Origin of the sequence: Xenorhabdus griffiniae (assembly GCF_015163655.1) — a bacterium.
GTDB classification, from domain to species: domain Bacteria; phylum Pseudomonadota; class Gammaproteobacteria; order Enterobacterales; family Enterobacteriaceae; genus Xenorhabdus; species Xenorhabdus griffiniae.
In genome coordinates this window covers 1-11,003 of record NZ_JADEUF010000123.1, presented here as the reverse complement: position 1 = coordinate 11,003, position 11,003 = coordinate 1, and the positions used below count along the sequence as shown (strand labels likewise).

Below are 11,003 nucleotides of genomic sequence, written 5' to 3'. Positions count from 1 at the left end.
ATTTTTTTACTCATTTATCACCTTTGATTGTATTGTGATGATTCATCATTAATAAAAATTTAGCAATGACCTAGATCTCGTCGCGTGATTTACAACTCACACCCTCGCTGTAACCCCGCCCGACGCCAGTCTACGGCGGGAGTTGGTTTTGGTTGAATACAGGGCTACGTCACTCATGCAGCAAGAGCCGCTGTTGTTATCGGAACTCACATGCTTCTTGAGTCCCACAATAAGACGAGCGTAAATTTCATTTTCGTCAACGACTCTGACGACTGAATCTATAATTTTTTCCACTGAGCGGGTTTGAAATTTTGCCCCCAGTTCCTGACTTTTTCTTGCCAAGAATTCAGCCCGGCGTTTAAAACGACGAGCGGTATAAGCTGTTTGAGCTTTTACTTTAACCGGGGTTTTCTTATCGCCTCTTTTCTTAAGAGAAAGGATAGAGCGATCTGTATTAGCCATATTCGCCTCCATAAGTAAGTTTTGGTGGTGTAGTTATTCACCTCATTTTCACTACACCCCAAAACCTACTCAGCGGGGTTGATTCAAGAATGCCTGAATCTTTCCAGATTTTTAAAAGAGCGGTACTTCTGAAACTTGGTATTACTGACTATCGAATCATCCAGTTATTCATATGCCACTGGCGGCTACTTCGTGGGCGTCCTGCCTGTTCGATGCAATCATAATCACATAATGTGTTTTTGTTGTCAACACGAAATGTGATTTTTGATATTATGGTTATCTACGCACATGATTGAGCTATTTATTTTAAATTTGGAAAGCGGATAAAAATCGAATGGGATTTATGAAATAATAAAGAAAACCACCCTAGCGGGTGGCGCGTTGTGGTTAATAGTGACCTACTTTTAGAAAGTAATCCTTGCGAAAGCCATAGTCACATCAGTTAACGCTAAAATTTTCAGAAAAAAATAAATTTTAATTTTCCATTTATTGGAATTATTTAAAATTTATATAATTTAATAGTTTGATAATCAAGCAAACTATCTGTGCTATGCTTTCTTTTGATTTCTTTTATGTAATAATTCTTCTAGTAGCTGGTTGTAATGTTGTTTTTTCTCCTCAAGATTTTTTAAGAGCTGATCGGCTTCACTATCCGGTAGCTCATCAAATAACTCTAAAAGTATTCTTTGTCGCGGAGTGAGTTTGGTTTCTTCTGTCGTACAAGGCATGGGAGCATTCGCACAATCAATTGAACCGAACATTAATTCAGCAGGGGTTACACCTAAGGCGTTTGCCAGGATCAAAGCATCGTCAGCGCTGACGTTTCGTGAGCCTGATTCATAATTACCTATCCGAGATTGAGATGACCAGCCACAGCGTTCTGCCAGAGTTGCTTGGCTTAATCCTAATTGCTCTCTAAAGCGCTTAATACGCGCACCGATTTGGTTACTCATTTTCATAATCACTATTTAACACATAGCGTGTTATTAATCTTTCACGATTTGTGTTTACAGATAACACAATTTGTGTTTAACTGAGCCTAAATTAACAAATGGAACATAAACATGAACAAAATTGCAGAGGCCAGACGACGAGTCGGAGCTACACAATTTGGACTGGCCAAAAAAATCAAGTGGTCACAATCCAGAATTGGCAACTATGAGTCTGGTATCAGAAAACCTGACTTAGATTCATGCCGGAAAATAGTGCTAGCACTGAATGAACTAGGTGGTGAATTTTCTCTTGATGATATTTTCCCTCCTGAAGATCGTTCAAGACATAGCTTATCAATACAACCTGTAGAAATCTGATTTTTAATAATCGCTCTCGCTCTTTAACAGGCCGCTAGTACAGGGCAACGGAACGCTCTAGGCACTCTTGGAGCAACCAACCCGATTTCTTCGGGGAGGCTAAATCACAACTAACCCTCTTAAAGAGGGGCAGTTCCCCCATCTATGGCCATCATCTATCTCAGGATAGTTGATACACCTGTATTTTTATTAAACGAAACTAAACATTAGGAATTTTACGTATGGGAATTAAAGATGGGAAAAGAAAACCCCAGTTGCTGTAACAACTGAGGTTCCTGAAATGCAACTTGAGATGTCGATTTAACGACTGAGGGGCAGTATGCAAGTCCCCCTCAAAACAACATTTCTATGGAGAATTATACATGAAAAATAAATTTAATCCTAGCGCTGTGCATAAAAACAACATGCGCGATAGGTCGGCACGTTCCGTCACTGAGGATGGGGCGAAAAAACTGCGCGAAGCACTGGAGGATGCGAAATTGCGTCTGGAGCATCGTGAGGAGCTGACCGGAGGGTCGCAGCATGGGTAACGTTGCAAGAATGGCTGATTACCGGCCTCGCCCTGAGGTTGTGGAGAGGAAAGTGGCTGATGTTGAAGATGGATTCACACGGATAGCCAATGAATTACTGGAATCTATAGCGAGTTCAGATCTTACGGCTAGACAGTTAAAAGTCATGCTGGCAATTATCAGAAAGACATACGGCTTTGGTAAAAAATCTGATCGTATTGCTGATTCTCAAGTAGCAGAAATCACAGGCTTATCCAGACAGAATGTGAACAAGGCGAAAAACGAATTAATTTCAATGCGTTTTTTGATTATTGATGATAACAAAATAGGGGTAAACAAAGTCACAACAGAGTGGATTAATCAATCTAGAGACAGTGTCTCTAATTTGAAGACAAAAAAAGTCTCTAACTTAGAGACAGATGATGTCTCCAATGTAGAGACACACAAAAGAAACACTGTAAAGAAAAAAGAAAAGAACCCCCTTACCCCCACGGGGGGTGATGATGAAGTGGTTAAACCTAAAAAGCGAAAACCATCCCCTCAAATCAACTACGACGACTATCTCAATGCCTACAACGAAGAGGTGGGTGATCGACTGCCTCACGCTGTAGAGGTTAATACCAAGCGACAACGAGCCTTAAAGAAAATCATTTCAAAGCTGGTTACTCAGAACGTGGATGGCTGGCGAGCTTACGTCAGAGCTTTCGTGAAAATGGCCCGTCCGTTTTATTTTGGCAAAAGTAAAACGGGCTGGACAGCAGATATTGATTTTTTACTAAGAGAAACAACGCTCACCGGTGTTCGTGAAGGGAAATTTGCGGGAGAAGATCATGAATAATTACATTGAAAATTATGACGAATACGAAGCGAGCGTGATCGGTGGATTACTGATTAGCGGGTTATCACAGGATGCCAGCGATGTATTGGCAACACTGGAACCAGACGTTTTTTACTCACGGTTCTACCGCGAGATGTTCAGGATTATTCGTTCACAGGCAAAAACCCGGGGAATGATTGATTCGCTGATGGTGGCAGATGCTATGGGTGATGAACATTGGGCTAGCGTCATGCAAATAGCCAAAAATTGCCCCAGTGCTGCTAATCTGAAAGGCTACGCAAACATGGTTGCAGCTAATCATGAACGCCGAAGAATGATTGAACTGATGGATCAGACACGGGCGTTAATCCTGAGCAGTACGATTGAAAATGCGGCGGAGAGTATGGATGCATTTCTGGCTCAGGCAATGGAGATCCGCAGACCACGTGATGAAATTCGTCCGTTGCATGTTTCCGAACTACTGGATGATTATTCCGAATTACTGGAGAAACGGCTGAAGAACGGTGAACAATCCGACACACTAAAAACGGGCATTGAGGAACTGGACGAAATCACCGGTGGTATAAACCCAGTCGATTTGGTGATTGTTGCCGCTCGCCCTGGCATGGGTAAAACAGAATTCGCATTGAAAATCTCAAGTGGCGTTGCTAGTCAGACGATTACAGGAACCGACCAGAAACGCGGCGTATTGGTTTTCTCAATGGAAATGGATTCCCAACAAATTATTGAACGCCAGTTGGCGGGAGCCTCTAACCTGCCAATTTCAGTATTACGAAACCCGGCACGATTGGATGATGAGGGTTGGGATTGGGTCACTGTTGGTCTGGGTAAGTTGCAACAATTGGATATTTGGGTTGTCGATGCCAGCAAATTGACCGTTGAGCAGATTATGTCAATTGCCAGACGTCACAAGAAAGCGCATCCGGCGTTGTCACTCATTATGGTTGATTATCTGGGGCTGATTGATAAACCCAAAGCAGAGCGTAATGATCTGGCTATCGCACACATCTCATCCAGTCTGAAACGTTTAGCGAAAGACCTCAAGACGCCAGTTATGTCATTGAGTCAACTCTCTCGTGATGTTGAGAAACGCCCGAACAAACGCCCAGTAAACGCAGACTTACGAGATTCTGGCAGTGTTGAACAAGATGCGGACAGTATCATCATGTTGTACCGCGATGCCGTGTACAATGAGAATTCCCCCGCAGCGCCATACGCTGAAATTATCGTCACGAAAAACAGGTTCGGGCAGCTCGGCACGGTTTATCAAAGATTCCGCAATGGCCATTTTATGCCGACCGATCAGGAAGAGGCCGCCAGAGTCTGCCAGAACGACAATAAACCTCATAAACGCTTTGCTAAAGGCGCTAACGTTTAAACCCCACCATAAGGACTTTGAGATGAAACTAACTGAATTACAAAAACAAATTCACCAGCAAAATGTTGAGGCAGGTTGGTGGGATAATCCAAGAGAAAAAGGCACTTTGCTTTGCCTAATCCATTCAGAAATTAGTGAGGCAATGGAGGGAGAGCGTAAAAATTTGATGGACGACCATTTGCCTCATCGTCCGATGGCTGAGGTCGAATTGGCTGATGCAGTGATCCGAATTCTAGATTATGCAGCGGCATTTGGTTATGACATCGAGGGCGCGATTGCTGAAAAATTAGAATACAACAGGCATCGGGCAGACCATAAACGAGAAAACCGCACCAAGACTGGCGGTAAGGCATTTTAATGAAAATCAAAACAAGTGAACTTTCGGGGCGGGCGTTGGATTGGGCTGTGGCTAGGGCTGTTGGTATGGATATTTACATGGTCAATCACTATGACGATGAGTATGCATGGATCGGCAACGGTAGAGTTCGAGAGGCAGCATTTAAAAAACCGGTTATCACTGTTGGAATGTGTAATAACGTGCATGTTGAGTTTGAAGGTGAGTCAAAAAAATATTCACCCTCAACCAATTGGGGACAGTGTGGGCAGTTGATTGATGAATATGGAATTCAATTCATTTGGGTATCAGATGCAACAATTGAGGCATCTTCGTATTTGATGGATAAATTAGTAATTTCAGAATTTGGAAGTAATCACCTTGAAGCAGCATGTAGATTGATAGTCTTAGGTAAGTTAGGCGACGAGGTTGAAATACCGGATGAATTGGTGAGGGCAAAATGACAGAAAAACTTAAACCGTGTCCGTTTTGTAGTAGTCCGAGAATTAAAATCATTGGTTATTTCTCTAAACGTGCTGTTTGTCAAAATTGCGGTTCATCCAGTAGAGAACTACACAGTAAACGACAGGTAATAGTGGCATGGAACCAGAGGGCAAATAACGGAGGCTAGATGGAATGTGACTTTCTATTCCATGAATCAACCAAACAGTCCGCATGGCAGCAACTCAAAGAAGTTCTCGCAACAAATCAACCTCATCGAATCATCATCAAACCGTGGAAAAACACCCGATCACCATCTCAGAACGCAACCATGCATATGTGGTTTGGCGAGATTAGCCGTTTTCTGAAATCTAACGGGGCGAAATATTCACCAGATGAAGTTAAGGACATGCTCAAACACACATTTTTGGGCTACGAGGTGGTGGAGCGGATTGATGCGAGAACGCAGGAACCAGAGCACGTCAGGACACTACGCCAGACATCCAAACTGGACACGGGCGAGATGTTTCGGTTCATGGAGCAAATAGAGCAATGGGCTGCGAGTATTGGTTGTTTCGTGACAGCGCCGGATGACAGCGAGTACATGAAACTCAAACAGGAGCAGAATCAGTGAGGTATTTAATATTTTTCGGCTTTTGGACAGTGCTCATGCTGATTATGGGATATTCGTTAGGGGGATAAGGTGGCGAATTTACGGAACGAAGCACGGGGACGAGAATGTCAGGTCAGGATTCCGGGCATCTGCAATGGCAATAGCGAAACGGTGGTGTTGGCACATTATCGGATGGCGGGTATTTGTGGTATAGGGATGAAACCCCCTGATTTATTGGGCGCGTGGGCATGTTCAGCGTGTCACGATGAAATAGACCGCAGAACCCGCCTGACAGATTCTGACTGTGCACATTTGGCTCATTTAGAGGGTGTAATCAGGACACAGGCAATATTGCTATCGGAGGGTAAGATTTGACGTGAGAATCTATGACATCTCGCCAGTTCCTAAACCACGGATGACACAGGCGGACAGATGGCGAAAACGAAAGCCGGTATTAAATTACTACGCATTCAAGGATGAAGTCAGACTCAACAGAATCACCCTCCCCGAATCGAATTACCACATCACCTTTGTAATCCCAATGCCGCCCAGCTGGAGCAAGAAAAAACGCTCAGAAATGAACGGCAAGCCACACCAGCAAAAACCAGATAAAGACAATCTCGAAAAGGCGTTATTAGACGCCATTTTTGATGATGACTCACGCATCTGGGATGGTCGGGTTACGAAGATCTGGGGCGAAAAGGGGCAAATCATTATCACGGAGTTACAATGAACTTAGAATCACTACCAAAATATTTTTCACCTAAAACGGTTCACATTAGTGACTCTCCAGCTGCAACGGCTACTGATTCATTCTCAATCACCGATGTTATGGCCTCGCTAGGATTGGCGTCCGCTCAGGCGAGGCTGGGTATTGAGCTGTTTTTGGCGAAACAGGGGATCAATAAACCCGATGAGGCAGTGGAGAGTCTCTACCAGTATGCACTGACGCAGGTTCACAAACACCCTGCAATTGCGAAACTCGATGCAGATATTAGGGTATCCGTACTGCAAATACTCGCAAATTATGCATTTCAGGATTATGCGAGGAGCGCGGCTAGCAAAAAGCCGTGTCCAGATCCGAATTGTGAAAATGGGTTCATCGAGGCGGAAGTGTTCACAACTAAATCATCAACGCATTGGGTAGCAAAGAAAATAATTCAAGCCTCTCGTGATATGGGATTGAAGATTATCCCGTCATCATATGAAAAGTTCCGAGAGGTACGTGAGGTTGTGAAAGTGGCTTGCCCGACGTGCAAAGGGAAAAGTGAAGTTTCCCACTCATGCCGCTGCAATGGTCGCGGGGAAGTTCTGGATGCGAAACAGACAAAGTTGATTGGCATCCCAACTTATAAAACCTGCCCTAAGTGCGCTGGGCGTGGATATTCTAGGTTGAAATTTACAGATGTATGGGACGCAGTGAAACCACTAACAGGGGTATCCAAAACCACCTGTTACGACAAATATCAGCCACTGTTTGAACATCTGGTAACGGAATGTTTCAAAGAGGAAGCTAGAGCTGATTCTATGCTGCAAAAAATCACAAAAAGGGAAATGGTTTCTATTTAAGTTTAAATAAATAGTAAATAACTATTGCATTTCTCGGAAAATTAGCCCATCATTATCTCAATGATAGGATATTTGCAATTTCATTGACCACCCAGTAAAAAATAAGGCCTCAACAGAGGTCTTTTTTTATATCTACGCACTGACATGCGTTAAACCATACACGAGAACTTATAGAAATAGAGCCTGAGAAGTATCGCCAGGTGGCGACCTCTCGTGGGCGGTATTTCTATGTCAGCAGGTTCTAATTTCTATAGGAATACGCTCATGTTGAATTATGATGATGCTGTTCATTTATTTAAATACAACCCAAATACCGGGCATGTGACATGGCAAAATCCGCCAGAGTATTCTTGTTATTCCAAGGGTGATATGGCTGGTTATCTTACTCATGGGTATTACAAAATAAAGTTATTCGGAATGCATATCTATATACATAGACTCGCTTGGTTACTTTATTATGGTAGGTGGCCTAGTGAGTTCATTGATCATATTAATGGTGATAAATCAGATAATAGAATTGTTAACCTGAGAGAAGCATCAAATACCGAGAATTCATGGAACAGCAAAATGAGGAAAAATAATTCCTCTGGTATTAAGGGCGTCTGTTGGTGTAAATCTAAAAAAAAATGGGTTGCCAGAATAAGAATAGATGGAAAGAGAAAAACTCTGGGTTATTTCTCAAACATAGACGAAGCACGATTAATCATGGAAAAAGCTAGAACCAAGTACCATGGTGAATTTTCCCGCGATATATAATTTCGTATCTACCCGTAGTCAACTTAGAGTTGACAGCTCGATTGGGGTTGATCAACACTAATTTTGATGTTAAATCAGTGTGTTATGTGAGTTTTTGACCATTTCGATCAACACCTCGGGTTGGTATAGAGAACACCCTCACATGCTGTATAAGTCACATGGTTAACCTGATTTTCAGCGAAAAAGAGATCACTCTCATGCAAGATGAATTCGATGGATTTATTCAACTACCGAGGATTTTCAGGTAGTTCAAAATCCCGCAAGAGTCGGGATGTTTAGAGGAATGTTTCAATTCCCCCGAATTCGAGGGTTTGTTCAATTCAAGCAGCACCGATAAACAGTTAATTTAGTTTTAAATCAATAGGTTAATTCCAATTTCGACCATTTCGATCAACACATCGGATTGGTTCAAATCCTCGATATGGGAAATCCCATAACGGAATAAATTCAAATAGTTGTAAATACATAAACCATTTTATTTATCTCAACGAAATGGTTATTACAGGTAATGCTATATTTTCTTTCAATTTTATTCTTTCGAAGCGCGAGTTTAATCAAATTAATGTAATCATACAGGTGGCAAAATGAACATTTTTAACTGTAACGAAGGAAGGTTTATGACTGTCACTTACAAAACAATACGCGAAAGAAAGATAAGTGTTGATGAAAGGCACCAAGATAATATTAACTGGATTTACAGAAAAGCGACTGATCTGGTTGAAGCATACATACGCTCATTAGAGCTTGATAATAAATCATGGATAGATGTGCAAGGAGCTGAAAAGCCTTATGTCATGACTGGCTTTATGGCTGAATACGGTTTCGAGCAGAAAACCCCCACAAGCATAAAGCTAACTCCTGATCATCATCTTCATTTTGCCATTGCAACAGTCATTGATGATTCGCCTAGGGGTGGAGATACAGCCGTAGTTGATGTGGAGCTTTTTATCGACGGTAATCAGATGACTGCTATTGTCGGGCAACCAAGTAAATTGATTTATATATTTGATGATGATGAAACCGAATTCTGTGATGCTATTAAAGATAATGTGTTAATGATAATTAATAACATGACATCACGAAAATAGACTCGCCAATTTGCTTTAATTAACACAAGGCTGCTTAATGATGCGGCCTTTTTTCATTCATGCCACCACAATCACTCCCAGAACCTCAGTATCTCCTATTGCGGCTGGCACCTATTAACTCACGTGAGGTGAATGATGGAAATTATTTTGTCCATGAAGAAGGGAAATGTTAGCGAAGAAATGGCAGCATTAAATATTGGTTCAGATGACGCTGCCATTTATTCATTTATTTATCAAGTTTACTCATGCATGGCGAAACTGGAGAGGGAAAAATCAAAATCAATTCGATCTGCAACAGATATTATTTCTGATCTTGACCAGCAGTTAGCTTCTTCTTCTCTTTCACTGCACCTCTAACTACTTTTAACCAACTCACAGGGGTAACCATCGTTCACCCCACGGACGCCCATTGCTTAAATGGGGTGGAATATGAAGATGAAAGAAAATCCTGATTTATGGGTGCATCTGAGTGACTGGCTCGTCTCGATAAGAGAGCAAGGCATCGGGGCAGCACTCGCGGGGACAATGGCCTTCCTCCGGGGCCGCTATAACGGCGGGGGGTGGCTGCGGGTCTCAATCGACGCCTTTATGTGTGCCATGTTCGCTTGGTTCATACGTGATGTATTAAATCTTATTGGTCTGAATCCTGACTTGGCCTATATCGGCAGTGTGGTGATTGGTTACTTGGGTACAGACTTCATTGGTCAATTGCTGCGTAAGGCGGCAGAGAAAAGAGCGGGGGCCAGCAATGACGAGAGGCATTCGTAATAACAACCCGGGCAACATTGATCACAACCCCGCTAATAAGTGGCAGGGGCAATTGAGGCATGACCCGAAGATTGAAAAACGGTTCTGCCGATTTGAGACTGCGGAGCACGGTATCCGGGCACTCATGAAGTTGCTGACCAATTATCATAAAGGTGGACACAATAGCGTATCCAAGATTATCAATCGCTATGCACCTTCAAACGAAAATAACACCACGGCTTACATTAACGGTGTTGCTAAGGCGCTCAATGTTGACCAGTTCGAGAAAATCGACATCAATAAACCCACGCTGATTGCGCTGGCGAAGTCCATTATCCGGCACGAGAACGGCAAACAGCCTTATTCTGAGGCAACGTTTGAAAAAGCATGGTCACTGTTATGAGCACCTACGAGAAGGCCGTATTCGTTATTATAGTTGGACTCATTGCTTGGTCTAGTTGGCTGAAGGTATCGCTAAACGAAGCAAATGATTTAAATAAAAAGTTAACGACTGACCTCAGTGAACAAGTTGCCATCAACGCCAACCAGCAAGAGCGGATTCAGCAACTTCACGAACGGGACACCAAACGATTACAGGAGCTGACAAATGCCAAAACTAAGATTGATCAGCTTAGCGACGATTTGCGCACTAACATTAAGCGCGTGTACGTCAAAGCCGAGTGCCCCGTGTCTGAAACCACTTCCCCCTCCGGCGTGGATGGTTCAAGACCCGCCAGACTGGCGAAAGACGCTGAACAGGATTATGTCCGTCTCCTCGGAGAACTTGAAATCCTCGAAGCCCAGTTTCTCGGATTGAGAGAGTGGGCGAAGACTGAATGTGGGAGAACACAGTAATGACAGACAAACTCAAACCGTGCCCGTTTTGTAGTGGTTCAGATACGGCTGTTAATTCATATTCAAATGACACGTGGTTTTTTGTGCAATGTACTGACTGTGG

Annotated in this window: 19 protein-coding genes; 17 read left to right on the top strand and 2 right to left on the bottom strand. The window is 42.9% G+C overall.

Annotated elements, in window-relative coordinates; translation table 11 throughout:
- Nucleotides 1-96: 96 nt before the first annotated feature.
- Both IQ211_RS16030 and IQ211_RS16025 read right to left on the bottom strand, forming a co-directional pair.
- The gene (locus tag IQ211_RS16030; RefSeq protein ID WP_189760950.1) at nucleotides 97-462 is read right to left on the bottom strand and encodes a hypothetical protein; all 366 of its coding nucleotides are present in this window, start codon (nucleotides 460-462) and stop codon (nucleotides 97-99) included.
- 548 nt (nucleotides 463-1,010) lie between these two features.
- The gene (locus IQ211_RS16025) at nucleotides 1,011-1,415 is read right to left on the bottom strand and encodes a helix-turn-helix domain-containing protein (RefSeq protein WP_223281836.1); all 405 of its coding nucleotides are present in this window, start codon (nucleotides 1,413-1,415) and stop codon (nucleotides 1,011-1,013) included.
- Between the two features lie 111 nt (nucleotides 1,416-1,526).
- Here IQ211_RS16025 and IQ211_RS16020 point away from each other — a divergent pair, with 111 nt between their 5' ends.
- The 17 genes from IQ211_RS16020 (at nucleotide 1,527) to IQ211_RS15945 (ending at nucleotide 10,900) form a co-directional block, all read left to right on the top strand.
- Nucleotides 1,527-1,772 (top strand): helix-turn-helix transcriptional regulator, encoded by a 246-nt coding sequence (locus IQ211_RS16020; protein ID WP_189760948.1) that lies wholly within the window; start codon nucleotides 1,527-1,529, stop codon nucleotides 1,770-1,772.
- 404 nt (nucleotides 1,773-2,176) lie between these two features.
- Complete coding sequence (locus tag IQ211_RS19925; protein WP_262985617.1) at nucleotides 2,177-2,302, top strand: hypothetical protein; 126 nt, start codon at nucleotides 2,177-2,179, stop codon at nucleotides 2,300-2,302.
- On the top strand, nucleotides 2,295-3,119 hold the full coding sequence (locus IQ211_RS16015) for a replication protein (RefSeq protein ID WP_189760947.1): 825 nt from the start codon (nucleotides 2,295-2,297) through the stop codon (nucleotides 3,117-3,119). Before IQ211_RS19925 ends, IQ211_RS16015 begins: the two co-directional genes overlap by 8 nt.
- On the top strand, nucleotides 3,112-4,497 hold the full coding sequence (locus IQ211_RS16010; protein ID WP_189760946.1) for a replicative DNA helicase: 1,386 nt from the start codon (nucleotides 3,112-3,114) through the stop codon (nucleotides 4,495-4,497). Before IQ211_RS16015 ends, IQ211_RS16010 begins: the two co-directional genes overlap by 8 nt.
- Nucleotides 4,498-4,519: 22 nt before the next feature.
- Nucleotides 4,520-4,855, top strand: a complete 336-nt coding sequence (locus tag IQ211_RS16005; protein ID WP_189760945.1) for a nucleoside triphosphate pyrophosphohydrolase family protein — start codon at nucleotides 4,520-4,522, stop codon at nucleotides 4,853-4,855.
- On the top strand, nucleotides 4,855-5,295 hold the full coding sequence (locus IQ211_RS16000) for a phage protein NinX family protein (protein ID WP_189760944.1): 441 nt from the start codon (nucleotides 4,855-4,857) through the stop codon (nucleotides 5,293-5,295). Before IQ211_RS16005 ends, IQ211_RS16000 begins: the two co-directional genes overlap by 1 nt.
- Nucleotides 5,292-5,462: a Lar family restriction alleviation protein gene (locus tag IQ211_RS20215; RefSeq protein WP_189760943.1), complete on the top strand. Its 171-nt coding sequence runs from the start codon at nucleotides 5,292-5,294 to the stop codon at nucleotides 5,460-5,462. Before IQ211_RS16000 ends, IQ211_RS20215 begins: the two co-directional genes overlap by 4 nt.
- Nucleotides 5,463-5,906, top strand: coding sequence for a YbcN family protein (locus IQ211_RS15990; RefSeq protein WP_189760942.1), 444 nt, complete (start codon nucleotides 5,463-5,465; stop codon nucleotides 5,904-5,906).
- A 69-nt stretch (nucleotides 5,907-5,975) separates the two neighbouring features.
- A complete protein-coding gene (locus IQ211_RS15985) occupies nucleotides 5,976-6,260 on the top strand; it encodes a DUF1364 domain-containing protein (RefSeq protein WP_189760941.1) in 285 nt (94 codons plus the stop codon).
- A 1-nt stretch (nucleotide 6,261) separates the two neighbouring features.
- Nucleotides 6,262-6,618, top strand: coding sequence for a RusA family crossover junction endodeoxyribonuclease (locus IQ211_RS15980; protein WP_189760940.1), 357 nt, complete (start codon nucleotides 6,262-6,264; stop codon nucleotides 6,616-6,618).
- Entirely contained in the window at nucleotides 6,615-7,454 is an 840-nt protein-coding gene (locus IQ211_RS15975; protein ID WP_189760939.1) for an antitermination protein, read from the top strand. Before IQ211_RS15980 ends, IQ211_RS15975 begins: the two co-directional genes overlap by 4 nt.
- A gap of 264 nt (nucleotides 7,455-7,718) precedes the next feature.
- Nucleotides 7,719-8,210: an HNH endonuclease gene (locus IQ211_RS15970; protein WP_223281835.1), complete on the top strand. Its 492-nt coding sequence runs from the start codon at nucleotides 7,719-7,721 to the stop codon at nucleotides 8,208-8,210.
- Nucleotides 8,211-8,827: 617 nt separating this feature from the next.
- The gene (locus IQ211_RS15965; RefSeq protein WP_189760938.1) at nucleotides 8,828-9,298 is read left to right on the top strand and encodes a hypothetical protein; all 471 of its coding nucleotides are present in this window, start codon (nucleotides 8,828-8,830) and stop codon (nucleotides 9,296-9,298) included.
- A gap of 132 nt (nucleotides 9,299-9,430) precedes the next feature.
- Complete coding sequence (locus IQ211_RS15960; RefSeq protein WP_189760937.1) at nucleotides 9,431-9,655, top strand: hypothetical protein; 225 nt, start codon at nucleotides 9,431-9,433, stop codon at nucleotides 9,653-9,655.
- A gap of 78 nt (nucleotides 9,656-9,733) precedes the next feature.
- Nucleotides 9,734-10,066, top strand: a complete 333-nt coding sequence (locus IQ211_RS15955; protein ID WP_189760951.1) for a phage holin, lambda family — start codon at nucleotides 9,734-9,736, stop codon at nucleotides 10,064-10,066.
- The gene (locus tag IQ211_RS15950) at nucleotides 10,047-10,448 is read left to right on the top strand and encodes a structural protein (protein WP_189760936.1); all 402 of its coding nucleotides are present in this window, start codon (nucleotides 10,047-10,049) and stop codon (nucleotides 10,446-10,448) included. Before IQ211_RS15955 ends, IQ211_RS15950 begins: the two co-directional genes overlap by 20 nt.
- Nucleotides 10,445-10,900 carry a lysis protein gene (locus tag IQ211_RS15945; RefSeq protein ID WP_189760935.1) on the top strand — a complete coding sequence of 152 codons (456 nt, stop codon included), beginning with the start codon at nucleotides 10,445-10,447 and terminating at the stop codon, nucleotides 10,898-10,900. The genes IQ211_RS15950 and IQ211_RS15945 overlap by 4 nt, the downstream gene beginning before the upstream one ends.
- Nucleotides 10,901-11,003 lie beyond the last annotated feature (103 nt).

Excerpts from the sequence above, each read along its gene's own strand:
- IQ211_RS16030 (WP_189760950.1), bottom strand. The coding sequence starts at position 462 with ATGGCTAATACAGATCGCTCTATCCTTTCTCTTAAGAAAAGAGGCGAT.
- IQ211_RS16025 (WP_223281836.1), bottom strand. The coding sequence starts at position 1,415 with ATGAGTAACCAAATCGGTGCGCGTATTAAGCGCTTTAGAGAGCAATTA.
- IQ211_RS16020 (WP_189760948.1), top strand. The coding sequence starts at position 1,527 with ATGAACAAAATTGCAGAGGCCAGACGACGAGTCGGAGCTACACAATTT.
- IQ211_RS19925 (WP_262985617.1), top strand. The coding sequence starts at position 2,177 with ATGCGCGATAGGTCGGCACGTTCCGTCACTGAGGATGGGGCGAAAAAA.
- IQ211_RS16015 (WP_189760947.1), top strand. The coding sequence starts at position 2,295 with ATGGGTAACGTTGCAAGAATGGCTGATTACCGGCCTCGCCCTGAGGTT.
- IQ211_RS16010 (WP_189760946.1), top strand. The coding sequence starts at position 3,112 with ATGAATAATTACATTGAAAATTATGACGAATACGAAGCGAGCGTGATC.
- IQ211_RS16005 (WP_189760945.1), top strand. The coding sequence starts at position 4,520 with ATGAAACTAACTGAATTACAAAAACAAATTCACCAGCAAAATGTTGAG.
- IQ211_RS16000 (WP_189760944.1), top strand. The coding sequence starts at position 4,855 with ATGAAAATCAAAACAAGTGAACTTTCGGGGCGGGCGTTGGATTGGGCT.
- IQ211_RS20215 (WP_189760943.1), top strand. The coding sequence starts at position 5,292 with ATGACAGAAAAACTTAAACCGTGTCCGTTTTGTAGTAGTCCGAGAATT.
- IQ211_RS15990 (WP_189760942.1), top strand. The coding sequence starts at position 5,463 with ATGGAATGTGACTTTCTATTCCATGAATCAACCAAACAGTCCGCATGG.
- IQ211_RS15975 (WP_189760939.1), top strand. The coding sequence starts at position 6,615 with ATGAACTTAGAATCACTACCAAAATATTTTTCACCTAAAACGGTTCAC.
- IQ211_RS15970 (WP_223281835.1), top strand. The coding sequence starts at position 7,719 with ATGTTGAATTATGATGATGCTGTTCATTTATTTAAATACAACCCAAAT.
- IQ211_RS15965 (WP_189760938.1), top strand. The coding sequence starts at position 8,828 with ATGACTGTCACTTACAAAACAATACGCGAAAGAAAGATAAGTGTTGAT.
- IQ211_RS15960 (WP_189760937.1), top strand. The coding sequence starts at position 9,431 with ATGATGGAAATTATTTTGTCCATGAAGAAGGGAAATGTTAGCGAAGAA.
- IQ211_RS15955 (WP_189760951.1), top strand. The coding sequence starts at position 9,734 with ATGAAAGAAAATCCTGATTTATGGGTGCATCTGAGTGACTGGCTCGTC.
- IQ211_RS15950 (WP_189760936.1), top strand. The coding sequence starts at position 10,047 with ATGACGAGAGGCATTCGTAATAACAACCCGGGCAACATTGATCACAAC.
- IQ211_RS15945 (WP_189760935.1), top strand. The coding sequence starts at position 10,445 with ATGAGCACCTACGAGAAGGCCGTATTCGTTATTATAGTTGGACTCATT.